Genomic DNA, 23964 nt, shown 5'->3' with positions numbered 1-23964 from the left:
CCTGCGTTCGCGCAATAATTACGTGCGTTCGGTCTTGATGATTTCGGTCATGGTCACGCCGAGCTTGTCCTCGACCAGGACGACCTCGCCGCGGGCGACCAGCTTGTTGTTGACGTAGATGTCGATGGCCTCGCCGACGCGCCGGTCGAGCTCGAGCACGGTGCCGGGCCCGAGCTTCAGGAGCTCGCCGACGTCCATCTTGGAGCGGCCGAGCACGGCCGAGACCTGCACCGGCACGTCGAACACGGCCTCGAGGTCGGCGGCGGCGCGCGCCGCATATTCGTCCTCGTTGTAGCCGACATCGGTGCCGGTTGGCGGCATCGGGCCGTTGAGATCGGGCAGCGGGACCTGTCCGTCGGTGTCGCTCATGGCTTAGCTCCCCCTGCGGGACGCGATATAGCGTCCGACCATTTCGTCGATCTTGGCCGCGATGGCGCCGCGCTCCAGCACGACGCCGCCATCGGCCCATTCGATCCGGCAGTCGCCGGTCGCAATCTCCGGCTCGGCCAGGATCACCAGCCGGCCCTCGAAGCCGCTCTGCTTGGCGAGCCGCTCGATCTTCTCGCGGGCGCTGTCGTAGAGCGCGTCGTTGATGCGGACGACGAGATGCGGCGTCGCGACCAGATGCGAGAAGCAGTCCTTGACCAGCGCCACGATCTCGCCGAGCGGCTCGGCGGCGACCAGGTCGGCGCACAGCTTGCGCGCCACCGCGACCGCGACCTCGACCGCCTCGGTCTCCATCTTGATCTCGATGTTGCCCATGCCCGAGGCGACGCCCCGGATTGCGATGTTGATCTCTTCCATGGCGAGCGCGACGCGGCGGTCGCTCTCGGCCTTGGCCTCGCGCTGGCCGGCGGCAAAGCCGTCCTGATAGGCGCGCGCCTCCGCTTCCGCGACCTTCTGGGCGATCTCGGCCGCGGTCGCGGCCTTCTCGCGCGTCCGGTCCGGCGCGGCGAAGTCGGTGTCGAACAGGAATTTTGCCGGAGCGGCCATCAATACACCAGTTCGTCGTCGGCGCGGTTCTTGGTCAGCATGATCTCGCCCTTGGCGGCGAGATCCTTGGCGAGGTTGACCAGCAGCGCCTGCGCCTCGTCGACGTCGCGCAGACGGACCGGGCCCATCGCCGCCATGTCGTCCTGGAGCATCTTGGCCGCGCGCGAGGACATGTTGCCGAAGAAGAAGTTGCGGACGTCCTCGTTGGCGCTCTTGAGCGCGACGCCGAGCTTGTCCTTGTCGACGTTGCGCATCAGGGTCTGGGCCGAGCCGGAATCCAGCTTCACGAGGTCGTCGAAGGTGAACATCAGAGCCTTGATGCGCTCGGCCGATTCCCGGTTGTCCTCTTCCAGCGAGGTGATGAAGCGGGTTTCGGTCTGGCGGTCGAAATTGTTGAAGATTTCGGCCATCACCTCGTGGGCGTCGCGGCGGCGGGTCTGCGACAGGTTGGACATGAATTCGGTGCGCAGCGTCTTCTCCACGCTCTCGATCACCTCCTTCTGCACCGCTTCCATCTTCAGCATGCGGTTGACGACGTCGAGCGCGAGGTCCTCGGGGAAGATGCCGAGCACGCGCGCGGCGTGCTCCGGCTTCAGCTTCGACAGCACCACCGCGATGGTCTGCGGATATTCGTTCTTGAGATAGTTGGCGAGAACCTCTTCCTGCACGTTGGAAAGCTTCTCCCACATGTTGCGCCCGGCGGGGCCGCGGATCTCGTCCATGATGCCGTTGACGCGCTCCGGCGGCAGGTATTGCTGGAGCAGCCGTTCGGTGGCGTCGAAATTGCCCATCAGCGCGCCCGAGGCCGACATGCGCGAGACGAACTCGAGCAGCATGTCCTCGACCGTGTCGACCTCGACGGTGCCGAGCGTCGACATTTCCAGCGAAAGCTGGCGCACCTCGTCGTCGTCGAGCATCGACCAGATCTTGCCGCCGTATTGCTCGCCCAGCGCCAGCATCAGGATCGCGGCGCGCTTGGGTCCCGCCACCGCCTCGGTCTTGGCGCCCGCACGGCTGCCCTGGCGGGCGCCGAGCGTCGAGATCACGCTGGTGATGTCGTTGGAGTTGGCGTTTTGCAGGTTGGCGGCCATGTCAGTTCACTTCTCGATCATTTCGCGGGTTCGGTCAGCCATTGGCGAATGATGGCGACGGTTTCGTTGGGGTTGCGTTCGGCGAGCTCGCCGACACGATGAACTGACTGGGCATGGACCTGGCCCTGGATGGTTGCGACGTCGATCGCGCTGGCGGCGCCGCCGGGCAGCAGCGCCTGGCCGGCGGCCGGCGCGGCCTCGTCCGAGGCGGCCGGGCCGGAGAGCACGCCACTGATGGCGGCGGCGACCTCGTCGGAAGCCAGGATGCGCTTGACCAGCGGGCGGATCACCATGAACAGCACGACCAGGCCGAGCAGCATCATCACGCCGAGCTCGACGAAGTACATGACGTCGTCCTTGGTGAACTGGAGCATGCCGAGGAAGCCCGACGGCTCGGCGATCGGGGCGGTGGAGGGGGCATCGGCAAAGCGCAGATTGACGACCTCGACCTGGTCGCCGCGCTTCTGGTCGAAGCCGATGGCCGAGCGCACCAGGGTCGCGATGCGGTCGAGCTGCTCCTTGGTGCGGTCCTGATAGGCCAGCTCGCCCTTGTCGTTCTTGCTGTAGATGCCGTCGACCAGCACCGCGACGGAGATGCGGTTGACCCGGCCGGCTTCGGTCACCTCGGTCTTGGTGGTGCGGGAGATCTCGTAATTGTTGGTCTCCTCGGTCTTCTTGCTCTGGTCCTTGGCCGCGACGCCGTTGTTCTGCTGGTTGCCCGGCAGCTCGTTGTTGACGGTGACCTGGCCGTTGTTGTCGGCGGTCATGCTGCTTTCTTCGCGGGTCTGGGTAGAGCGCAGCACGCGGCCCTCGGGGTCGAACTTGTCCGAGGTCTGGGTGATCTTGTTGAAGTCGAAATCGGCGGAGAGCTGGACGCGGGCGCGGCCCGACCCGACCACCGAGGAGACGATGTCCTCGACCTGCTTGCGCATCCGCTTCTCGAAGGTGGTGCGGCGCTCGTCGCCGAGCGCCTGCTCCGGATCGGTCGCGGCGCCGTCGGCGAGCAGCTGGCCGGCCTCGTCGACGATCGAGACCCGCTGCGGCTTCAGTCCGTTGACGGCGGAGGCGACGAGATGGCGGATGGCCCTGATCTGCTGCGCCTCCAGCGCGCCGCGGACCCGCACCACGATCGAGGCGGACGGCTCCGGCGCCTCGCGCGAGAACAGCGGGCGCTCGGGCAGCACCAGATGGACGCGGGCGGCCTGGATGCGGTCGATGGCACGGATGGTGCGGGCGAGCTCGCCTTCCAGCGCGCGCAGATGATTGATGTTCTGGACGAAAGAGGTGGTGCCGAGCGCGTCCGACTTGTCGAACACCTCGTAGCCGACGCCGCCGCCCTTGGGCAGGCCGCCCTCGGCGAGCTTCATCCGCAGCCGCGTCACCTTGTCCTTGGGCACCATGATGATGGTGCCCTCATTGCGCAGCTCGAACTGGATGGCCTGGCGTTCCAGGTCCTTGATAATGCTGGAAGAATCTTCCACCGAGAGGTCGGTGAACAGCGTCGTCATCTGCGGCGTGGTGACCCGCATGATGACGAACGCGAAGAAGCCGACGAGCGCGGCGGTGACCGCGATCATCGCCCCGAAGCGGGCGGCGCCGATACCTTTTAAGAAGTCCGCAAGACCTTGCAAGCAACCGCCCCGAAGCTTCGATCCGCATTCCAGAGCGGTCGACTGGGCAATTATTGCCTAGGTGATGGTTTCGATATGGTTAACGAAGATTAAGAGCTGGGACAAAAGTCGCGTCATGAAAAAAATCGGCCTCGCAGGGCGAGGCCGATTTTCGTCAAAAGCCGCAGATTTCCGGATCGCTTACTGGCGATATTGCTGGATGCGGGTGGTGCGAAGACCCGCCAGACCGTGCTGGTCGATGGAAAACTGCCAAGAGAGGAATTCGTCGACCGTCAGCGTATAACGGCTGCAGGCCTCCTCAAGGGAGAGAAGTCCGCCACGGACGGCGGCGACGACTTCAGCCTTGCGGCGGATGACCCAGCGTTTGGTGCCGGGTGCTGGCAGATCTGCGATCGTCAGCGGACTGCCGTCCGGCCCGATGACGTATTTTACCCTCGGGCGATGGGGTTCTGTCATGGCGTACTCACAAACTCTCAACCACTGAACTCACGCCGTAACCCTACGCGCGGCGGCTTAAAAATCCGCTAAGCCTAAGGCTTCAATACAATTCTCGTTGAAACTTGCGGGAACACGGCCGGCCCGGAGGGCTGAAAGCGCGTTTCAGCCGGCCGGGCGGGGCAGAAAGTAAATACTTTACTAACAAACCGGGGCCGAGCGCGACGCTGCAAAGCTCTCAACCGTCGTCCCGGGGCGCGCGGAGCGCGAGGCCGGGACCCATAACCCCAGGGAGCAGTTTGACGACGACTCGGGGTTACGGTCTCACGCGAAAACGACGTTCTGTGGTTATGGATCCCCGCCTTCGCGGGGATGACATCTCGTGTGTGGCGGCCGCGCAGGCCTTTAATTGCTGCTGGTCGCGATGATGCTCTTCACCTGGCTCAGGGTGTAGCTGGCGCCGTCGATGGTGAGCAGCGGCGGCGACTGGGTCAGGTCGACCGACGACACCACGCCCTGCACCTGCGCGGCGATGCCGACATTGTTGTTCGCGACATCCTTGCCCGTGGCCGAGATCGTGTACTTGCCGTCGGGCCATTGCGTGCCGTCATTGCCCTGGCCGTTCCAGGTGAAGGGAATGTCGGTGCCGGCGGCGGCGGTGTATTTGCCAGTGAACACGGTCTGGCCGCTGGAATTGGCGACGGTGATATCCACGGTCGAGTCGCTGGGCACGTTGAGATGCCAGGTCGCCGACGAGTTCTTCATGGTCGCGGTCGAGCCGTCGACCAGCGCGGTCTTGCCGACGAAGCCCAGCGCCTGGGTCGCCTGCGTGGTCTGTTGCAGCGTGACGAGCTGGGACAGCGCATCGTTGGTCTTGAGCTGCTGCTCGACGCCGGCGAACTGCACCAGCTGCTGGGTGAACTGGTTGGTGTCGAGCGGATCGAGCGGGTTCTGGTTCTGCAGCTGCGTCGTCAGCAGCGTCAGGAAGGTCTGGAAGTTGCCGGCGAGCGTCGATCCCGTGCTCGAGCTCAGCGAGTTCGACGAGGACGATTTCGGGACGTCGGTCGTGCCGGAGACAACGGAAGGGGCGGTGGCGGCATTCGTGGTGGTCATTTGCGAATACTCCTCACACTCTGATGTCGACGCCGCTGCTCGATCCGAGCATGCGGCCGTAGCCGCGTCCCACGGGCGCTGCGGGAACGGTGTCGTCCTCGCTGATGATCAGGCGGCGGGCATTGCCGCCATTGTCGTTGTTCCGGCCGGAGTTCTGGCCCGACGAATTCTGGTCGCGCAGGCTGAAGGAGAGTCCGTTGCTGCCGGTCTTGAAGCCGGCATCGTCGAGCGCGCGCTGCAATTGCGGCGCGTCCTGCCGCAGCATCTGCAGCGTCTCCGGCTTCTCGACGGTGAGATGCGAGGTGACCTGGCCGTTGCGGTCGACATTGATGCGGACGTCGATGCGGCCGAGATCGATCGGATCGAGGCTGATGTCGAAGCGCGTCTTGCCGGCGCGCGCGGCGGCCGCGATCTCGATCGGCACGGCGTTGATCGGCACGGCAGTCGAAGTTGCCGCGGTCGCGGTGAGCGTTGCGGTCGATGCCGTCGCGGCCGACGTCGTCGTAGTCAGGGGCGCCTGCACGGCGGAGGCCGCCTGCGCGCTGGTGTCGGTCGCGGCGACGGGGCTTTGCGCATTCGCATGGGCGTGCGTGGCCGGTGCGCCAGGCGCTGCATCGGCGGCTCGGTCGGCGGGAGCAGCCTTCGCGTCGGTCGCGCCGGCATCGTCTTGCGGCTTGGCCGCTTGCGGATGCGCGGCGGCGCCCGTCGCGGTCGCCGGCGTTTGCGCGGTCGCGGCATTCGCCTTGCCCGCGTCCTGGCCGATATTGGAGACGTCGCTCGCGCCTGGCGCGGTGGCGGCGGCCTTGAACGAGGTCTTCGGCGTGCCCTGGTCAACGGCGGCGGCGATCAGTCCGCCATTGGTCTTGGCGTCGGTCGCGGTGCCGTCGGTGGTGCCGGTCGCGGCGTCCGCGAGCGTCGCCGAGGTCTCGGCATCGACCTTGGCGCCCGCGGCCTTGGCGCTCTTGTCGCCCGCCGTCGCGGTATCGGTCTTGGCGCCGGCGATCTGCGCCGCGGTGGAGGCGCTGGCGGCGAGGCCGGCGGCGGCGATCGTCAGCGGCGAGGCGACGGCATCGCCGGCCTGGTTCGCCGCAGCGTTCGGATCGAGAGGCACGACCGGCGCGGCCACCACGATCGCGTTCGGATCGGGCACGGCGGCCTGGGTCGCGTCCACTTGCGCGGCTGCGGCGGCATCGGTTGCGACGGCGGCGGCGAGCCCGTCGGTGCCGTCGGCCTTGTCGCCCTTGGTCTCGTCGGACTTGTCCGCCGATTTGGCGTCGGACGCCTCCGGCTTGTCCTTGGTCTTGTCCTTGCTCTTGGCCGACGCCGTGTCCGTGGCTTTGGCCGGATCGTCCGTCGTCTCGCTCCCGGCGGGCGCGGAATTGTCAGTGTCGTCGCTCGCCTTGCTCTGCGAGGACTGGTCGGTCGAGGAGGTGTCGCGCGGGCTCTTGTCTGCGGCGGACGACGCCGAATCGGTCCGCCGCGGCGCGCTGTCCTGCGCCTGCGAGGCCGCGTTGTTGCTGATCGCCTGGGTATTACTGTCGACCAGCGAGCCGAAGGCGTCGTTCGTCGACGTGTCCTTCGGCCCTTGCGAGCGTGCAGTCTTTTGCTGCGCGCTAGGAACCGGCACGCTGGCAGCTACATCTGACGTCCGACCGACCACAGGCGACCTCTTGAAAACATCTTCGGTACAGGGGTAGCAAGGAGCGGGCCAGCGCCGAGCGTGGAAAATTTAGAAGTAAAATCAATATCTTGATGCGTCGAGCTTGCCGCCGCAGGGCCCTCCGCGACCCCGCCATTTCTGCCGCCCCGGCAAGAATTGCCCTAAGCCGGCCTCCCCTGTGATTGCTTCACCGGAATGCCCCCTATATTAAAGAGATCGCTCTCAGCCGCTTTCGACCGGGCCAGTCGCGCCCTGCGGGAACCGAAGTTCCCCGGGACCACCGATGTCCCGGCCAAAGGCACATCGCGGATCGCCGAACGCCGCCGTCACACCTTAAGAACCCATGCTCAACAGTCTGGATCTCGAAGGCCGTCCGCAGGACACCAGGGTCGTCGTCGCCATGTCGGGCGGCGTCGATTCCTCGACGACGGCTGCGCTGCTCAAGGCTGAGGGCTACGACGTCGTCGGCATCACGCTCCAGCTCTACGACCATGGCGCGGCGACCCATCGCAAGGGCGCCTGCTGCGCCGGCCAGGACATCCACGACGCCCGCGACGTTGCCGCCAAGCTCGGCATTCCCCATTACGTGCTCGACTACGAGGACCGTTTTCGCGAGTCCGTCATCGACAATTTCGCCGACTCTTATGCTCTTGGTGAAACGCCGGTGCCGTGCATCGAGTGCAACCGCTCGATCAAGTTTCGCGACCTACTCAAGACCGCGCGCGAGTTAGGGGCCCAGGCGCTCGCCACCGGCCATTACGTCGCCTCGCGCCGTCTCGACGACGGCTCGCGCGTGCTGGTCTGCGCCGCCGATGCCGATCGCGACCAGAGCTACTTCCTGTTCGCGACCACGCAGGAACAGCTCGACTATCTGCGCTTTCCGCTCGGCGACATGACCAAGCCGGAGACGCGCGAGCTCGCGCGCCGCTTCGGTCTTGCGGTCGCTGACAAGCACGACAGCCAGGACATCTGCTTCGTGCCCACGGGGCGCTACACCGACATCATCACCCGCCTGCGGCCGAACGCGATGGACCCCGGCGACATCGTCGATCTCGACGGCCGCGTGCTCGGCCGGCACAACGGCATCGCCAATTTCACCGTCGGCCAGCGCCGCGGTCTCGGCATCGCCGCTCACGCGCCGCTGTTCGTGGTGCGGCTCGAGGCCGCCAATCGCCGCGTCGTCGTCGGCCCGCGCGAGGCGCTGAAGATGCACCGCATCAGCTTGCGCGACGTCAACTGGCTCGGCGGCGGTGATATCGATAGCGCCATCGGCAATGGCCTCGAGATGTTCGTGCGCGTGCGCTCGACGCGCAGCCCCCAGCCGGCGTGGCTGCGCGGCGCTGGCGGCCATTACGAGATCGAGCTCGTCGCCGGCGAGGAGGGCGTCTCGCCGGGCCAGGCCTGCGTGTTCTACGATGCGCCCTCGGGGCAGGCGCGCGTGCTCGGCGGCGGCTTCATCCAGAGCGCCGCGGCGAAGGTTGCGAGCAACCCTGCGAGGCCGCTGGTGGAAGCGGTGCGCGGCTAGAAAATTTCCGGGGCAGGGGGCATGGCAGCAGACATCTCGCGGGCCGGGGTCGAGAAGGCCTATGGCCGCTGGGCGCCGGTCTACGATCTCGTGTTCGGCAAGGTGTTCGACGCCGGGCGGCAGTCGACCATCGCGGAGGCCGACCGCATCGGCGGCCGCATCCTCGACGTCGGCGTCGGCACCGGGCTTTCGCTGTCCGACTATTCGCGCACCACAAAGATCTGCGGCGTGGACATCTCCGAGCCGATGCTGCGCAAGGCGCAGGCGCGCGTGCGCGCGCTGCGGCTCAGCAATGTCGAGGTGCTCTCGGTGATGGACGCGAAAAACCTCGCCTTCCCCGAAAACTTCTTCGACGCGGTGGTCGCGCAATATGTCATCACCGCCGTGCCCGATCCCGAAGGCACGCTCGACGAGTTCGTGCGCGTGCTGAAGCCCGGCGGCGAGCTGATCCTCGTCAACCACATCGGTGCCGAGAGCGGTCCGCGCAAGCTGTTCGAGCTCGCCTTCGCGCCCGTCGCCCGCCGCCTCGGCTGGCGCCCGGAATTCCCGTGGCAGCGCCTGGTCGACTGGGCCGCAAAGCACGGCGGCATCACGCTGGCCGAGCGCCGCCCGATGCCGCCGATGGGCCACTTTTCGCTGATCCGCTACCGCAAATCGTGATCGCGTTGGGGGAACACCGGGCCTTACCCCGGCGTTTCCCTCCCATGCGCACGACATCAAAACTCATCTTTGCGGGCCTCGTCATCGCCGCCTCAGGCGCCGCGATGGCGCAGGCCCCGCCGCTACCTGCGACGCCGCCGCAAGCGACCGCGCCGCCATCGGCGCAGCACGCCGCCAATTGCCTGCCCCAGGACCGCCCGAACCGCGCTACCGCGCCCGACGGCACCACCACCGGCCAGTCCCGGGAACCGCTCGGCGACAGGCTGGCCAAATCCGACGGCGTGCTCTGCCCGCCCTCGGGCGTAGACCCCGACATGCATGCCCCGGCCCCCGAAAGCGGCGGCAACACCCCCGTCATCCCGCCCCCCGGCAGCCCCGGCGGCGACCCGACGGTCCGGCCGAAATAGGCTCGCTCTTCCTTCGCCTTTCCCCGCCTGCGGGGAGAGGCCGGAGCGCATCGAAGATGCGATCCGGGTGAGGGGACTCTCCGCGAGTCTGGTGCCCGAAATCGCGACTCCAGCGCTAAAAGGGGTCGGTTTTCCCCTCTCAAGCGCCATATCCGTCAAAGCTTTCGCAAACCCGGATTGACAGCCCGCCGCCCCCTTCCTTATATGCCGCGCGTTCGCGAGATCGGCCGTTTCGGCCCTCGCGACCCTGTGGCGGGGTAGCTCAGCTGGTTAGAGCACGGGAATCATAATCCTGGGGTCGGGGGTTCGAGTCCCTCTCCCGCTACCATGTTTCCCAAACCCCTTTGACTTGGTTTGGGAAAGCTTTTTCCCCCAACAGGGCGTTTAACCGGCCTGATATCTCCACCGTTACGCCACCGAGGCGTGATGGATCTCGGAAGACAGTGACCCTCTCGATCAGGTCTCTGATGGCTTCGGCCGCCTCTCCGTCGCCCGAACGGATACCCTTCGTTAGCGCCTCCTCGAGCCGACCTAGCTGTTCTTCATATCGCTTGAGAATAGCTGGATGCAGGGCGACCTCTTTTGCGGCCGGCGGTTCACTCCGCAACTCTTCAGATATTCGCTCGCGTTCGGCACCGAGGGCGGTCGATCGCGGACCGAGAATGGATGGATCGCCGTGCCCTTTTGCGATCGCATCCACCAGTCGTTCGATTTCTCGATTCAGCTGCGCGAGCTGCTGTTCGAGACGCTGCCTCTTTGCATTCGATGTGATCGCGAGGCGTTTTCGCTCTTCGAGGTAAGTACGCACGTACTCCGCAATGACTTTCGGCGCACGCAACTCGGCCTGCAGCCCTGTGAGAACAGCGCTCTCAACCGTGTCAAGATAGAAGGTCTTTGCGTCCGGGCACGTGCCGTTCTCCGTCGCTGCTGAGCAGCGAATGCGAACACGCCCCGATTTGTCTCGCCCATTGGTTGACATGCCCGCACCGCACCAACCGCAACGGAGCAGACCAGACAGCATCCGTCGCGGCCGGCGTTGATGGCTAGGGTGGGTATGACCGCGCTCTTCTTTGCGCTTTTGAGCCGCCGCGAACAATTCGGGTTTGATAATTGCAAGATGCGGAACGTCAGCAACCTGCCGCTCACTCCGCGGGTTGGGGCGTGACAGTCGTTTTCCCGTGTCAGGATCTTTCACCATCCTGACCTTGTTCCAAACGAGACGTCCTACATAAAGCTCGTTCTGCAGGATGCCGGCTCCCCTCTCAAGGTTGCCGTTGATCGTTGAGGCATTCCATGCTCGACCTCGCGGAGGTGATACTCCGTCCTTGTTGAGATCGTGCGCGATTTCGCGAGGGGTTCGACCCTCGATGTATTCCTGGAAGATGCGCTGAATAATTTGTGCCTCGGCCTCGACGATAACGCGCTCACCCGTTCTTCCGGCGATCGCGGCATATCCGTATGTCAGGCCGCCTCCAGCCAAGCCTTGTTTGATCCGCCCGGCCAGACCGCGACGCACCTTATGTGCGTTATCTTCGCGATAGAGTTGTCCGACCAAGCCGCGAAGGCCGACCAGCACAGTGTTGACGACGCCTTCATGGACTGCCCGGATCTCGATCCCGAGAAAGGATAGCCGCTTATGGATGCCCGCAAGGTCTTCCATGTCGCGGGAGAGACGATCAAGGGCTTCAACGATGACAATATCAAAGGATTTCTCCCTGGCATCGTCCAACAGCTGCAGCAGGCCGTTGCGTCCCATCAATGAGCCACCGGAGCGAGCCCGATCATCATACGTGCGGACGGACATCGGTCATGATGACCTCCTCAGTTGATGAGGATGGTCATTCTCAGGCGGGAAACCTCCTAAACCTACACGTCGGCTTCCGGACAATTGGAGGCGAACTTAGCGCCGTTTCGATCGATGGGACGGGCGCGAGCCTGCACCGCTTGCCGATGATACCCATCCACCTCGTTCAGCAATCGATCAGAGGTGTTGCATGACTGGCGGTTATTGTCCGCGTAGTTGAGCGTCGCCTCCGTGGCCACAGAAACTTGGGCCAAGGCTCCGCAGCGCTGCGATGCCGGTGCACTCATCGCATGCTTCCAAGCCTCACTAGCAGCGTTACGCAATCGCAACACTTCGGCGCACGGCCCCTGCGCTTTGGCCTGAACTCCAAGCCCGAGCAGCACGATTATCGTGACGGCCGGCACTCCTCTCAACGTCATCGGACTTCCTCCAAGCGTTCGCCCCAAGAGTTTCACTAACTCGGCGGGTTGCAGGCATCAGCGCTGACGATGGCGATCGGTCACAGTGTCTTCGTTCCATTAAATGGAACCATCGGCATTCTTCGAAGGTGCGCGAAACATTTTCGCATCCCTGAAACTTAAGTTAATCGTGGGGCCTAATCGAAAGGTCGCGATATGGAACCGACCAATCGAATATCGGACCACATCGATCATAAGACTGCCCGCTCGATCTGTGACGAGGTGGGTGACAGATTGCAACAGAACTTATCTCGCGAAGCCTCGCCTCTGCCGCCCTACCTTGAACGTCTAGTCGATGAATTGCGCAAACAGGAGCGTCATCCAATTGATGGCGTCGCAGCGCCCGCTAACCGTTTCCTTCATGCGACGCGGCGGGTAGTCGCGGCCGTCTGAGCGCGTAAAGAAGAAGCCGTCGCCGCTCTCAACCCGGCGGCGGCTTTTCCGCTAGTCTTGTCGCTGAGGCATTCCAGGCTTGGCCGCCGCCGGACGCCATGAGGACGTGCTTGTTCAGTGAACGGTCAAGCCGCGCTGTTTCCCCTGTTGGCCCGTCTCGACAAATGTAGGAGGTCTTGCTGAGGTCCCCTATCGAAGGCAGAGCCGACTTGATTTGCTCACCGCACGGCTCGTGACCCGCAACGGACATTAGGTGGGAGGTCCCGGTCAAGGCATGGGGCGGCGGCCTGATGGGCCCGAAGAATCCGCTATCCAGCCCCGTCTTCGCCGACTTCACCGGCCGCGCCGAAGCGGCTACATCGCCCGTTTCAATTACTGCGTCGGCAGAACCAAAACGCGAGATTGGGTTGCATTCATAGAGAAGATCCCCTCGATTTCGAGACGCATGGTGTCGCGGCATTCGCACGCCACCGCTGCGAGCCGCGAAGGGTCGATCTCGATTTCGCCTCGCCGTTCAGATATGATCGCTCCGGAAGCGCGCAGATTCCGCATCAGGAGCGTCACCGTCGTTCGTCGCACACCTAGTATTTGCGAAAGCGCCTCCTGGGTGAGCGGGAGGACGTCGTGGTCGACGCGGTCGCGAAGATGGAGCAGCCAGCGCGCCATGCGGGCTTGGACCGAATGCAGCGCATTGCAGGCCCCGCCGATTTGTAGCTGTATCAGCATCGCCTTGAAGTGAATCTGGACTGCGTGACGGATCGCGGGGCTCCGGCTGAAAGCGGCGTGGAATCGCGATGCGGGGATCCGCGAGGCGGTGCCCGCGGCACGAACGATGGCGGTAACGGCCGCAGGAGACGGCCCGAGCACGGAAAGAGTGCCTACTGCTCCCTCGCGCCCTATTGCGGCGCTGGCGACCGTCTGCCCGTTCGCCATGTCGATCATCACAGAAATGGCGCCACTATGGGGGAAGAGGACGTGCTCGGTCTGGTCACCCGCCCGCGAGACGACCGAGTCCCGATCGAGCGCGACCATCTCTAGGTCGGGTGCCAGCAGATCGAGATCCGCCGCCGGTAGTCCTGCCAAAAGTCGGTTACCGATCCCGCTGGAAAGCGTCACTGTAGCCCGCCGCGAACCATCCGCCGCATCGCATTTCGAGCGGCATAGGGCGGCAACCTCGAACTTTGTTTGAATCCGCCTACGCTTCGCCCCCCGAAATCCAATTCAGCTGCGGAAGCTCTCAATGTCAAAAATTGAACTCCAAACACACGCGATCGCGAGGCGAATTTTTGTCTCGCCGGATCATTGAGGACTTAGATTCCAGCGCTACGCGGCACAATTGCAAAATGCGTATGGGTAACATCATAGGGAGTTCCAATTTCCGGGGCGCGGCAAACGCCGCGGCGATGTCGGAAGAGTGTGCGCGAACTATGCCCCGGACCGCGATCGTCGCGTTCTGCACGATGATGCGCACAAGCTACTGGAAGCTGGCGTCTTGGAATTCCGCCAGCACGCCCCGCCGAGACAGACGATGCGCGGCATTCCCCCGCGCATGCCGACGAGGCGGTCGTTTGGTCCGAAAGTGGCACCGAATGCGAAGTGCCGAGCGCATCGAGCAACGTCTGAGTTTAGAGGCGAAGCGGAAAACATCTGCTCGCGTAGAGTATTTCGCATTCTTGACCCACTGCGGACATTGGTCGCATTCAAACGCCCGTAACGTGCTAGCCTTCCCATGGCGGGGTTAACGGGCTCGAAGGGTAGATTTCGATGACTTCCGACGTCGGGCGGGAACAATTGCTTTCCGCAACACCGCCAAGTCGAGACGAACTTTCATATCGATTGGAGCAACAATCCTTACTTGGGGATTTCGGCCGCATAGCGATGCTGACCCGCGACTTCACGCTAATACTGCAACGCGCAACGGAATTATGCGCACAGGGTCTGAGAGTTCGCTTCGCTAAGGTCTTAGAATTTCTTCCAGATGAAAAACGCCTTATGGTTCGCGCCGGCGTCGGTTGGGCGCCCGGGACCATCAATATCGTTTCGCTTAGCACGGATACCGGGTCGCCAGCAGGGTATGCATACCAGACTGGAAAGAGCGTCATATCAAACCATCTAGAAGCGGAGACGCGTTTCCGTACGCCTCAGCTCCTAGCGGATCATGGTATCAGGCGGGCAATCAACGTGCTGATAGAACGGGGGGCAGAGGGCAATCAGTCCTTCGGCGTGCTGGAAGTCGATAGTACCGACCCTGGCGAGTTCGACGAGGCGGACGCACACTTCCTTGCGGGCTTCGCCAGCCTGCTTGGCATCGCCATCGAACGCCAGCAGGCCGACGCCAAGCTTCAGAAGGCCCTCGAGCATCAGGAATTGCTGACACGGGAAATGAGCCATCGTGTCAAGAACAGCCTGACTTCGGTTGTCGGCCTCCTTCGCGTGCAAGCACGGAGTGCACAATCCGAAGAAGTCAGGAATGCGTTAGACGATGCGAGTGCGCGCGTGGAAACCATCGCCCAAGTGCATGATCACCTATGGCGTGGTTCGCAAATCGGCTTTGTCGACCTGGAAGATTTTATGACCGAGCTTTGCAAAAAATTGAAGGGGGCAACCGAGGGGCTTTCCTTGCACTGCCATGCAGATTCAATGTTGCTTTCTGCGGATCACGCAATTCCGCTAGGATTGTTGGTCAACGAGCTCGTTACCAACGCGGTGAAGTATGCTTACCCGGAAGGCAAAGGCGCGATCGAAATCTCTGCCCGCGAGATAGAGGGACAACTTCGCCTCGAAGTTTCCGACCAAGGCATCGGCCTGCCGGATGGCTTTGACATCGATCAACCGCGCACCAGTTTGGGGTTTAAGGTCGTCAAAGGCCTGGTTGGCCAGCTTCAGGGACATATAGCCGTTGTTACTGGCGCGACGAAAGGAGCGCGGTTTTTGGTAAACTTACCTATTCTTCGTAAGAAGGTGATCTGAAGGGGGCCATAACGATTCCGCCGACCTTGCTCGCTCGTGCCGACGAGGTGATCGAATAACGCCAGTCATTGCTGCCGTGCGTGAGTCTCCTGTTGGCCCGAATGCGAAGTCTAAGCAGCGTCCCCGGCCGTCGGCTCATGGGGGTAAACCGGAAGCAACAGGCCGCCCCTCCGAAGGGCGCTTATGACCCGAAGGCGACATCCGATGATAGTGGCCGGCCGTCCGCAACAACAGGTCAGAAAATCTGTTCCTGCAGAGTAGCCTGATTTGATATGCTCTCATTCCCCCATTGTCCATTTGCAGGGAGTAGCAGCATGAAAAAGCAGCTCTTTGCCGCCGCCGCTTTGATCGCGTTTGCAAGCTCTGGGATAGCGCAAGACAAGCACATCCAGGTTACGCCTGACGCACTGATCTGGAAGGATAACCCAGCATTTCCGAAGGGCGTTCAACTCGCCGCTCTGGTAGGCGACCAGACAAAGGCCGGAGACACCGTCGTCTTACGCATCAAGTTTCCCGCCAACTTCCAAATGCCCCCGCACACTCATCCTTATTCCGAGGTCGTAACGATAATCAGTGGTACTATCGGAACGAGCCAAGGTGAAAAGTTCGAGAAGAAAGGCGAACTGTTGAAACCGGGCGCATTGTGGGTGTATCCGGCAAAACACGCGCATTACGCATGGACCGGCAACGAAGAGGCGGTTCTCCAAGTTCAGTTCACCGGCCCGGGAGGTATTGACTACGTCAACCCGGCTGACGATCCGCGCAAGAAATAGCTGTCGGCGCCCAGCCTAAAGCTGGCAGATTTGTTATAGCCCGACGAGGTGATCGCTACGAGTTGGTGCCGCGCACGAGGCCGTTGCTGGCCCATGAGCGAAGTGGCGACACGTTTCATTGAGGTCCGCTTGGTGGGGTAGAGCGGACTGACTTTGCTCACTCTGAGTTCTTCGCATTTTGACCCATCTCGGACTCGTGCTGTGACGAGAGCGGACGGAGCTGATATCCGACACACGGCGAGCGCGAGAATCAACGCGGCTCTTTGCTAGGCTCTCTCCAACCTCTCACTCCGGCAGACCCGCTTTGCGCAAACCATCGGCAATGCGCTGAAACTCGGCAAGGAAGACGGCGTTGTCGGACCATCCCTTGCCATCCTGCAACCACTCGGTGACGGTGTAGCTCGGCCTGAGCCGACGAAGCTCGGCAACTGCAGCGTAAGCTTCACGCTCATGTCCCGTTAGTGCGTGGGCGGCGGCGAGATCTGCGTAGGCAATCCAAAGAGGCTGCACCGCGATGGAGCGGCCGCACCAATCAATCGCCCCCTCATACTGCCCGAGATGGGAGTGTGCATGGCCGATGTAGAAGTACCACGTGCTTAGCAGCGGATCACGGGGGCTGAGCTGGATGGCCATTTGGAGCGGCGCAAATGCCTCCGCGGAACGGCCGACGCGGATCTTGGCGGCGCCGAGCGCGCCATGGGCCGGGGCCAGGCTGGGGTTGATCGCGATTGCCGCTTCGTACTCGCCGACCGCGGCCTCAACATTCCTACCGCTGGCCCGCTGGATCTCTCCCCTCACAAAATGTGCCATCGCATCACTGGGAAACTTTGACAAGACCTGGCCTACGGCGCTCTCAGCACGCCGTAGCTGATCTGCCGGCGCATCTGTCCAACGATAGTTGACCTCCATTGCCAGAGTCTCAGCCAGGCCCACCAACGCCTTCGGGAAGCCTGGATCGATTTGGAGCGCACGTTCGAAAAGGGCTCGCGACTGCGACAACTGCTCGCGCGAATAGGGTTGGTTGAGCACAGCCCACCCCCGCATCGTGAGATCGACCGCGTCAGGGTTGTTTGGCCGCATAACCTCCGCGTCGCGGCTTTCCTGGTTTGTCAGTTCAAGATCAAGCCGCCGCGCCAGTCGACCGGTGATGATATCCTGAAGCTGCATCGATTTGGACCAGTCACCGTCGACGCGCTCCGACCAGATCTCGGCGCCAGTCCGGGCATCAATCAGCCTGGCATTGATCCGGACCAGTGAGTCCGTTCTGCGCAGGCTGCCGTCAAGGATGTAGCGTACGCCGAGTTCGCGGCCAACGCGCTTCGGGTCAACATTCTTGTAGGCGCGGGCTGTGCTGGGCGCGATCACAAAGCTATCCTCGATCCGTGAAAGATCGGCACTCAGGTCGTCAGTAATACCTTCAGCAAAGTATTCCTGCTCGGATGCATTGCTTAGATTCGTGAATGGCAGCACGACAATCGACAGGCGATGGTTCAACGGCTGCGGCTCGCCTTGATGCATATACCAATAAGCTACGCCGCCGCTCAGAACAAACAGCAAGGCAATCACTAGAGCCATCCGAGCGCGCCGCGCACGAAGCGCCGGCCACAGGCGGATCGGAAAGCCACCAAACATGTTTGGAAACCAACCAATCTGCGGCGTGTCACGGTGCAGCAACGAGGCCTGTGGGCGTGTTGCTGCATTGCATGGCCGCATTCGATAGACCCGGACCGGACGGGCAATGTTTTTGAGGTTCTGCTCGCCCAGATCGCCGAACTCAACCCCGACCTTGCCTTGGACTTGATCGTAGGCAGAAGACGAGATGCAGATGCCGCCGGGCTCTGCGACGCCCTCAAGCCGCGCCGCAATATTGACGCCGTCCCCAAAAATGTCATGAGGTTCAACAATTACGTCGCCGATATTGATGCCCACACGGAAAGCAATGCGCCTGTCTTCCACATCACCGATTGTAAGTTCATGAATGCTGGTCTGGAACTGCATCGCGGCTCGAACCGCCTCGACCGCGCTCGGAAACTCGGCCAAGAACCCGTCCCCGGTGTTCTTCACGATGTGGCCACCGTGTTCAGCGATTGCCGGCTGGACAGCTTCCGTTAGCAGCGCGCTTAGCTTGGCGTGGGTAGCCTCTTCGTCATTGTGCATGAGCCGCGAATAGCCAGCCACGTCGGCGGCCAAAATCGCCGATAACCTGCGCTCGACCCGGACTGGTCGCTCTTGCACCATGGCCCGCAATCCAACCCGGCACATTTGTACGACGGATCACACGGCTGTGCCAAACGCGGGATGCCTACCTAGAAGTGGATATCGGTCATCGCCATCTAGTCGACACGTCAGCCGCGTTGACCGATGTCCGCTCCGGCTTATCCGAACATTCTCGAAGACGCGACGCTATGTCGTCGAATGGCCCGAACGCGAAGCCCGGGCTGGCTTTGAAATCGTCCGGTTGTCGCGGCAGACCGGACGTGACCGGTGGCGGTCAGGACGGCGCCTGTTGACCTGAATTGGACTTCCTCTGTTCATGGAAAATTGAGTATTTGCTGCGGCATGGGTTGACGCAGTAATGCGGTACTACCAAAACGTGTGATGTTGACGTCGCCGGTCAGAAACCGAGTTTAGCATGATCCCTCGCTGCAAAGCCTTCTTAGCTCTACTTGCTGCTACCAGCTTATCTGTCGTGGCTTGTTCTCCCAAGGAGACCGAGTGTGGCCGCCGTTGATAAAGTCCATCGCGTCGTTCTTTTCTTCGCGGGTGCTGGGATCTTTTTTTTCGTGAACAGGCAGTCGTTGTTCCCGCTATTGTCGTGGGGCCTGAACTGAGCTTCGGCGGCATACCTGTCATCGATTTTTATCTACGGCTGTCTGTTTTTCCTTTGTGATTGGATGAGTTCGCGAGAGAGGCTTAGGAAGCCGGTCTATTTCTTCCTTCGCGGTGCAAGCCTCGCTGCTCTGTACTTGGCTCCCTAACTGGTTCCTGCCGTGGCTCCAATTGGCTCTTCCACGTATATTTCGCAGCTCATTATCGTGAGCGCGATCATCATTTTCGCCGGTCAGTTGCTAATGCGCATCGTGTTCTCCGTGACCGAAGAGCGAAGCTTCTACGGCTAGCTGTCCTAGCATCCCCCACGTTGTCTGCTTAAGGGGGCAAACATGAAACGGCCGGCCCAATTGCCAAACGATGCTCGTGACCCTTTTCGGAAGTAATGTGGTCGATGCGCGCAACTCCCATTATTTTTCTGGCGCAAAATTCTGGTTGGTCAGTGGAGACGCGATTGGACGCTGAATGCGTATAAACGGCTTGCTGGCTCCCGCGTGGCAGCTATTGCAGCCGCTGGTAAGCTCGTCGAAGGCGGCCGTAAATTTGGTGCTGCTCTTTGCTCTAACGGCCTTTTCAAGCTTCTCTATCCGTGGATCGATGATGGTCTTGATCATCTCAGCGACAGGGATGCCTTCATATGTTGGAAAAAGCCTTGCGGCGTCCTCTAAGCCTTCCTTGATCTCGTCGATCTCATAAGCAGCGAGGTCCCAGTTATTTTGTTCGCCAGCAAACCATAGCTTGGCGTGGCGAAGCTGCGTAGCTGTCATGAATTCGCCAAGGCCCGGTTGGTAGGGCTCTTTTGCTGGCTGCGCGGCTGCGAACACTACCGAAGCAGTAAGCGCAATGGTGGCAGTGACTATCCACTTCATTCGTGGTCTCCCGAGAGATGGCAATTGGCCAATTTCCCAGGCATAGCTCAGGCTATCCAATTCGGGAAGAAAGCACATTCATCTTTGGCTGCCTGACACTGCGAGCCCTCACTTTGATTGATGTGCGATGATGACCGCTTCTGGCCCGAATGCGAAGTTTAGGCAGCGTCCCGGGTGGTCGGCTCATGGAGGTAGACCGGAAACAACCGGCCGCCCCTTCGAACGGCGCTCATGACCCAAACGCGACATTCCGGGCTTCAAAGGCATTTGATCGGCAATAATCCGTAATTCCTGTCTCGACAGGAACGTCGGAACGTCACCAGGATGGCCGAAATTTTCCTGCCCGCCGATCTATCAGTCGCGCGAGTTTCCTGCCTCAGGCGGCTTAGCGAGCTGCGGCTCCAACCTCGCGGACATATATCGAAAGTCGGGAGTCTATGTTGGCCGCTCCGAATGGCGCGAGGCCGGCGGATATACCGGTGCTGCGACATACGGCGTTCGAACTCGTATTCAACCTGAACACAGCAAGGGTGCTTGGTCTTACGGTGCCATACCTTTGCGGCCGCCGATGAAGTGATCGAACGGCATAGTCGACGGTAACGGCGCGCGAAGCCGTAAGCTTCTTCGCACGGTACCTGAGATGCGTCCCAGAAATCGGGCGCTTCAACGATCGCAATGCCGGGAGTGACGACACTGGACGCCACTCCCGATCAAGAGCTGTCAGGCTTATTCGGCCGCGATCGGGTGCGCGGTCCAACCCTGACCGTGGCTCGAGAACGCGAAGCCCTCGTAGTCCTTTTCGGCGACCTCGGCGCACTTCCTGCGATAGCCGCCGACGCCTTCCGGGCCGAGATACGGCAAGAAGCGGTGCGCCTTGCCGTCAATGTTGGCCCCCATGTACCAGGAATTGGCGCTAGTCATCAGAGTTGCGTTCACGACCTCTGCGACGTGAGCACCCCACGCGTCCTGCGCCTCCGGCGTCGCTTCGATCGTCGTAAGCTTGTTCCTACGCATGTGGGCGATGCATTCCGTAATCCACTCGACGTGCTGCTCAATTGACACCGGCATATTCGACAGCACCGAGGGGCTTTGCGGGCCGGTGATCGTGAACAGGTTCGGATAGCCCGCTATGGCCACGCCAAGATAAGTCTGCGGGCCAGCCTCCCATTCCTGCGCCAGCATCCTGCCGCCGCGGCCCTTGATGCCAAGTGCCTTCAGCGGGCCGGTCAACGCGTCGAAGCCGGTGGCGATGACGATGATATCGAGCGGATACTCCTTGCCGCCCGCGCGAACGCCATTCGGCGTGATTTCCTCGATCGAGCCATCGGTGGCCGCATCCACCAGCAGCACGTTCTTCTTGTTAAAGGTTTCGAAGTAATTGGTGTCCAGGGGCTGCCGTTTGGTGCCGTAGGGATAGGTCTTGGGCGTCAGCTTTTCAGCAGCCACCGGATCATTGACGATCGAGCGGATCTTGCGCTTGAGGTAGTCGGCGATGATATCGTTCGCTTCCTTGGAGAAGAACATATCCTGGTAGTTGGCCAGCCAGAATGCGAAGCCGCCGGCGTCCCACATCCTGTCGAACTCCTGCTCACGCTCCTCGGGAGTGGTATCGAGGACCCCCTTTGGCAGGAAGTTGAGTTCGAACCCAAAGAACGAACCTTTGATGCGCTGGCGGATCCCATCGTAATCGGCCTTGCGCGCCCTGGTGACCTCGGGGTCGACGCGGCCGTTGCGCGCTGGCACGCAGAAGGCGGGCGTACGTTGGAACACCGTGAGGTGCTTGGCCTGCTGCGCAATCTCCGGGATTGCCTGCACCGCGGTCGCGCCGGTGCCAATGACTCCGACCCGCTTGGCGGTGAAGTCGACGCCGTCATGCGGCCATTGGCTGGTGTGGTAGCATTTGCCCTTGAACGACCCCAAACCTTTGAACGGCGGCATATTGGCGGTCGACAAAGCGCCGACTGCGGTGATGACAAAGCGGGTTGTGACTGAGTCGCCCTTGTCGGTGCGCACTGTCCAAAGCTCGCTGTTGTCGTCAAAGATGACCTCGACAACGCGTTTGCCGAATTGGATGTCAGGCTTCAAGTCAAAGCGCTCGGCGCAATGCTCGAGATAGCGCAGAATCTCATCCTGCTCCGGATAGCGCTCGGACCAGTTCCACTCCTGCAGCAGGTTCTTGTCGAACGTGTAGCAATAGATGTAGCTGTCGGAATCGCAGCGCGCGCCGGGATAGCGATTCCAGTACCAGGTGCCGCCAACCCCGTCGCCGGCCTCAAACACGGTGACGTTGAGGTCGAGCTTGTCGCGCAGCGAATGCAGCATGTACATGCCGGAGAAGCCTGCACCAATGATGACGGCATCGAAGTGGGTCTTCGCGCTTGCTCCTGGCGAACTACCTTGCGCAGTCATGATGTTCCTCCCGTTGTGAGCGCTCGTTGTCGGCACAGAGCAGCCTCTCTGTGCGCCGTCGTTTCGGTTGGGTCGTTGCGACGCCGGTCCGGCAAAAGGTCAGACTGGCATCGTCCGTGATCGAAGGCTAGGTCGGCCGCCCTTACGCGGCCACGCGCACCTCGCCGCTCTGATAGGCCGCCGTCTCGAAGTTCATGTAGCCGACAAACGAAGTCGGATCTCCGAAGGGAAGGATCTGCGTCGCCCAATAGCCACCGAACCCGTTCTTGCGGTCGATCCAGTAGAAGGTGTTAGCGAGGCCGGCCCAACCGAGCGACCCGGCCGGCCTTCCAGTCGGCGCGTCCTCGTCGTTGAGCATGAAGGTGTAGCACCAGGACTTCTTCAGACCCGGGAAGAACTCGGCATTGTTCGACAGTGTCGCAATCACGCCAGGCAGCATGACCACGGTCTGGCCCTCCCTGAGGCCGTTGCGGACGGCGGCGGCGACCGTCTCCTGCTTGAGCACGCGGCCATTTGGCCCCGCCCCATCGTTCAGCCACATGCGGATGAACTTCATGTACTCGCCGATCGAGGCGTAGAGCCCGTGGCCACCCATGTGGACTTCCGGGTCAGGCGGCAGCTGCATATCGGGAAGCGGGGTCAGCGACCCGTCGGCTCCGCGCTGGTGGATGACGGCAAGGCGCGACCGCATCGAAGGGGTCAGCGAGAAGACGATGTCCTCCATCCCAAGCGGCGCAAAAATCCGCTCCTTCATGACTTCGCCGAGGCGCTTGCCGCGGATGCTCTCGACGATCTGGCCACACCAGTCAAGGTTGCTGCCGTATTCCCATTTGTCACCGGGATCGAACAGCAGTGGTGTCATCAGCGACGCCTTCGAGCAGGTGACGACGCTCGGCTGGCCCTGCTCCTGGGCCAGGCGGAAATAGCTGGCGTTAAAGAAGTCGTAGCCGAGGCCAGCCGTATGCAGCATCAGCATTCGGGTGGTGATGTCGCGTTTCGGCGTCCGCAGCTTCGGCTTTCCGCCGGCATCGAATCCTTCGAGCACTTCGAGCTTACCGATCTCGGGAACATAGCTCTTCGCCGGGGCATCCAGGTCGAGCTTGCCTTCCTCGACGCATTGCAAGATGGCTGTGCCTGTGATGGCTTTCGTGGTCGAGAAGATGGCAAAGACGGTATCGGCCGTCATTGGCTGACCGCTGCCAAGCATACGCTCGCCGGCGACGCCCTCGTAGATGTTGGCCGACCGATCAGTGATCATCGCGACCACGCCGGGAACACGGTCTTTGCCCGTGACGACGCTTTGCAAAACTCCGTCACATGCGCTTTTCAAGTTGCTACCCATCGCGGCTCCTCCGTTGAAGTTTGCCAAATTGATCCTGTTTCTCCTCGACAGGCTGCGGGTGGTCCCAGCGGACAATCTCGACTGTTGTACGTGTGGAAGTCGCGCTCCAGTCTGATTGCCCCAACACCGCCTGCGCGGACCAAAGTCGCGCCGTAGCCGTAGCAGCAATAGTGATGAGCGTGTCGGTCATGATCTGGCTCGAGGTCAGGGATTTCGACCGAGCGTTGGCAAGATTAGAGCGAATTCTTGCACGCGGCTACGCATTTCCGTTTGGCATAGAAAGCGCAGACCTTTTTTACCGAGCATGTCAACGATGCTGACTCTTGACACTTTCATCCCGGCACATCAGGCCAACATGAGATTTTAATCGAGCTGCGCGGCGACGTTACGCTCGTGGCCCATCAGCGAAGTAGCGGCGCACCTCGTTAAGGTCCGCTCAGTGAGGCACGGCGGACTAGATTTTCTTAGGTTGAGTTCTTCGCATTCTGACCCATCTCAGACAACTCTCAAAAGGATCAGTCGCGTTGGTGCGGTGCCGGCTGAGCCTCGCTGATTCAACGTCAGGTGAGAACGGTATGCCGCGCTCTATGGTAGGCGACTTG

Annotated in this window: 19 protein-coding genes and 1 tRNA gene; 6 read left to right on the top strand and 14 right to left on the bottom strand. The window is 61.9% G+C overall.

Annotated features, from left to right (window positions below; genetic code table 11):
• Positions 1-18: 18 nt before the first annotated feature.
• The 7 genes from fliN to BJA_RS35435 all read right to left on the bottom strand — a co-directional run bounded on the left by fliN (position 19) and on the right by BJA_RS35435 (position 6923).
• Complete coding sequence (gene fliN / locus BJA_RS35465; RefSeq protein WP_011089739.1) at positions 19-369, bottom strand: flagellar motor switch protein FliN; 351 nt, start codon at positions 367-369, stop codon at positions 19-21.
• A gap of 3 nt (positions 370-372) precedes the next feature.
• On the bottom strand, positions 373-993 hold the full coding sequence (locus BJA_RS35460) for a FliH/SctL family protein (protein ID WP_011089738.1): 621 nt from the start codon (positions 991-993) through the stop codon (positions 373-375).
• Positions 993-2084 carry a flagellar motor switch protein FliG gene (gene fliG, locus BJA_RS35455; RefSeq protein WP_011089737.1) on the bottom strand — a complete coding sequence of 364 codons (1092 nt, stop codon included), beginning with the start codon at positions 2082-2084 and terminating at the stop codon, positions 993-995. The genes BJA_RS35460 and fliG overlap by 1 nt, the downstream gene beginning before the upstream one ends.
• A gap of 17 nt (positions 2085-2101) precedes the next feature.
• Positions 2102-3715: a flagellar basal-body MS-ring/collar protein FliF gene (fliF, locus tag BJA_RS35450; RefSeq protein WP_011089736.1), complete on the bottom strand. Its 1614-nt coding sequence runs from the start codon at positions 3713-3715 to the stop codon at positions 2102-2104.
• Between the two features lie 180 nt (positions 3716-3895).
• Positions 3896-4171, bottom strand: coding sequence for a DUF1153 domain-containing protein (locus tag BJA_RS35445; RefSeq protein ID WP_002714638.1), 276 nt, complete (start codon positions 4169-4171; stop codon positions 3896-3898).
• A gap of 384 nt (positions 4172-4555) precedes the next feature.
• On the bottom strand, positions 4556-5263 hold the full coding sequence (locus tag BJA_RS35440; protein WP_011089735.1) for a flagellar hook assembly protein FlgD: 708 nt from the start codon (positions 5261-5263) through the stop codon (positions 4556-4558).
• Positions 5264-5276: 13 nt separating this feature from the next.
• Entirely contained in the window at positions 5277-6923 is a 1647-nt protein-coding gene (locus tag BJA_RS35435) for a flagellar hook-length control protein FliK (RefSeq protein WP_011089734.1), read from the bottom strand.
• Positions 6924-7266: 343 nt separating this feature from the next.
• On the opposite strand from BJA_RS35435, the gene mnmA reads away from it, so the two are divergent.
• The 4 genes from mnmA to BJA_RS35415 all read left to right on the top strand — a co-directional run bounded on the left by mnmA (position 7267) and on the right by BJA_RS35415 (position 9843).
• A complete protein-coding gene (mnmA, locus tag BJA_RS35430) occupies positions 7267-8448 on the top strand; it encodes a tRNA 2-thiouridine(34) synthase MnmA (protein WP_011089733.1) in 1182 nt (393 codons plus the stop codon).
• Positions 8449-8469: 21 nt separating this feature from the next.
• Complete coding sequence (locus tag BJA_RS35425) at positions 8470-9108, top strand: class I SAM-dependent methyltransferase (RefSeq protein ID WP_011089732.1); 639 nt, start codon at positions 8470-8472, stop codon at positions 9106-9108.
• Between the two features lie 44 nt (positions 9109-9152).
• The gene (locus BJA_RS35420) at positions 9153-9515 is read left to right on the top strand and encodes a hypothetical protein (RefSeq protein ID WP_038965548.1); all 363 of its coding nucleotides are present in this window, start codon (positions 9153-9155) and stop codon (positions 9513-9515) included.
• A 251-nt stretch (positions 9516-9766) separates the two neighbouring features.
• Positions 9767-9843, top strand: a tRNA-Met gene (locus BJA_RS35415).
• Here BJA_RS35415 and BJA_RS35410 read toward each other — a convergent pair.
• From BJA_RS35410 to BJA_RS35400, 3 genes are all read right to left on the bottom strand, one after another.
• Entirely contained in the window at positions 9838-11319 is a 1482-nt protein-coding gene (locus tag BJA_RS35410; protein WP_011089730.1) for a recombinase family protein, read from the bottom strand. The genes BJA_RS35415 and BJA_RS35410 overlap by 6 nt on opposite strands.
• 62 nt (positions 11320-11381) lie before the next feature.
• Positions 11382-11738: a hypothetical protein gene (locus BJA_RS35405; RefSeq protein ID WP_063921539.1), complete on the bottom strand. Its 357-nt coding sequence runs from the start codon at positions 11736-11738 to the stop codon at positions 11382-11384.
• 804 nt (positions 11739-12542) lie between these two features.
• Positions 12543-13286, bottom strand: coding sequence for a Crp/Fnr family transcriptional regulator (locus BJA_RS35400; protein WP_011089728.1), 744 nt, complete (start codon positions 13284-13286; stop codon positions 12543-12545).
• Positions 13287-13934: 648 nt separating this feature from the next.
• Here BJA_RS35400 and BJA_RS35395 point away from each other — a divergent pair.
• A complete protein-coding gene (locus tag BJA_RS35395; RefSeq protein WP_011089726.1) occupies positions 13935-15140 on the top strand; it encodes a sensor histidine kinase in 1206 nt (401 codons plus the stop codon).
• 314 nt (positions 15141-15454) lie between these two features.
• Positions 15455-15913: a cupin domain-containing protein gene (locus BJA_RS35390; protein WP_011089725.1), complete on the top strand. Its 459-nt coding sequence runs from the start codon at positions 15455-15457 to the stop codon at positions 15911-15913.
• A 285-nt stretch (positions 15914-16198) separates the two neighbouring features.
• Here the strand turns inward: BJA_RS35390 and BJA_RS35385 are convergent, their stop codons facing one another.
• The 4 genes from BJA_RS35385 to BJA_RS35370 form a co-directional block, all read right to left on the bottom strand.
• Complete coding sequence (locus BJA_RS35385; RefSeq protein WP_038965606.1) at positions 16199-18151, bottom strand: adenylate/guanylate cyclase domain-containing protein; 1953 nt, start codon at positions 18149-18151, stop codon at positions 16199-16201.
• Between the two features lie 1001 nt (positions 18152-19152).
• Complete coding sequence (locus tag BJA_RS35380; protein WP_038965607.1) at positions 19153-19611, bottom strand: hypothetical protein; 459 nt, start codon at positions 19609-19611, stop codon at positions 19153-19155.
• 726 nt (positions 19612-20337) lie between these two features.
• On the bottom strand, positions 20338-22020 hold the full coding sequence (locus BJA_RS35375; protein WP_011089722.1) for a flavin-containing monooxygenase: 1683 nt from the start codon (positions 22018-22020) through the stop codon (positions 20338-20340).
• Between the two features lie 142 nt (positions 22021-22162).
• Positions 22163-23362 carry a serine hydrolase domain-containing protein gene (locus BJA_RS35370; RefSeq protein ID WP_011089721.1) on the bottom strand — a complete coding sequence of 400 codons (1200 nt, stop codon included), beginning with the start codon at positions 23360-23362 and terminating at the stop codon, positions 22163-22165.
• Positions 23363-23964: the final 602 nt, after the last annotated feature.

Source organism: Bradyrhizobium diazoefficiens USDA 110, from assembly GCF_000011365.1.
In the GTDB taxonomy this organism is placed as follows: Bacteria; Pseudomonadota; Alphaproteobacteria; order Rhizobiales; family Xanthobacteraceae; genus Bradyrhizobium; species Bradyrhizobium diazoefficiens.
The sequence above is the reverse complement of the archived record's forward strand: the minus strand, read 5'-3'. Positions and strand labels throughout refer to the sequence as shown.

Bases quoted from the DNA above. Each gene is read 5' to 3' on its own strand.
- BJA_RS35420 (WP_038965548.1), top strand. From the start codon at position 9,153: ATGCGCACGACATCAAAACTCATCTTTGCGGGCCTCGTCATCGCCGCC.
- BJA_RS35440 (WP_011089735.1), bottom strand. From the start codon at position 5,263: ATGACCACCACGAATGCCGCCACCGCCCCTTCCGTTGTCTCCGGCACG.
- BJA_RS35370 (WP_011089721.1), bottom strand. From the start codon at position 23,362: ATGGGTAGCAACTTGAAAAGCGCATGTGACGGAGTTTTGCAAAGCGTC.
- BJA_RS35380 (WP_038965607.1), bottom strand. From the start codon at position 19,611: ATGAAGTGGATAGTCACTGCCACCATTGCGCTTACTGCTTCGGTAGTG.
- fliN (WP_011089739.1), bottom strand. From the start codon at position 369: ATGAGCGACACCGACGGACAGGTCCCGCTGCCCGATCTCAACGGCCCG.
- BJA_RS35375 (WP_011089722.1), bottom strand. From the start codon at position 22,020: ATGACTGCGCAAGGTAGTTCGCCAGGAGCAAGCGCGAAGACCCACTTC.
- BJA_RS35405 (WP_063921539.1), bottom strand. From the start codon at position 11,738: ATGACGTTGAGAGGAGTGCCGGCCGTCACGATAATCGTGCTGCTCGGG.
- BJA_RS35395 (WP_011089726.1), top strand. From the start codon at position 13,935: ATGACTTCCGACGTCGGGCGGGAACAATTGCTTTCCGCAACACCGCCA.
- BJA_RS35385 (WP_038965606.1), bottom strand. From the start codon at position 18,151: ATGGTGCAAGAGCGACCAGTCCGGGTCGAGCGCAGGTTATCGGCGATT.
- fliG (WP_011089737.1), bottom strand. From the start codon at position 2,084: ATGGCCGCCAACCTGCAAAACGCCAACTCCAACGACATCACCAGCGTG.
- mnmA (WP_011089733.1), top strand. From the start codon at position 7,267: ATGCTCAACAGTCTGGATCTCGAAGGCCGTCCGCAGGACACCAGGGTC.
- BJA_RS35425 (WP_011089732.1), top strand. From the start codon at position 8,470: ATGGCAGCAGACATCTCGCGGGCCGGGGTCGAGAAGGCCTATGGCCGC.
- BJA_RS35460 (WP_011089738.1), bottom strand. From the start codon at position 993: ATGGCCGCTCCGGCAAAATTCCTGTTCGACACCGACTTCGCCGCGCCG.
- BJA_RS35410 (WP_011089730.1), bottom strand. From the start codon at position 11,319: ATGTCCGTCCGCACGTATGATGATCGGGCTCGCTCCGGTGGCTCATTG.
- BJA_RS35390 (WP_011089725.1), top strand. From the start codon at position 15,455: ATGAAAAAGCAGCTCTTTGCCGCCGCCGCTTTGATCGCGTTTGCAAGC.
- BJA_RS35445 (WP_002714638.1), bottom strand. From the start codon at position 4,171: ATGACAGAACCCCATCGCCCGAGGGTAAAATACGTCATCGGGCCGGAC.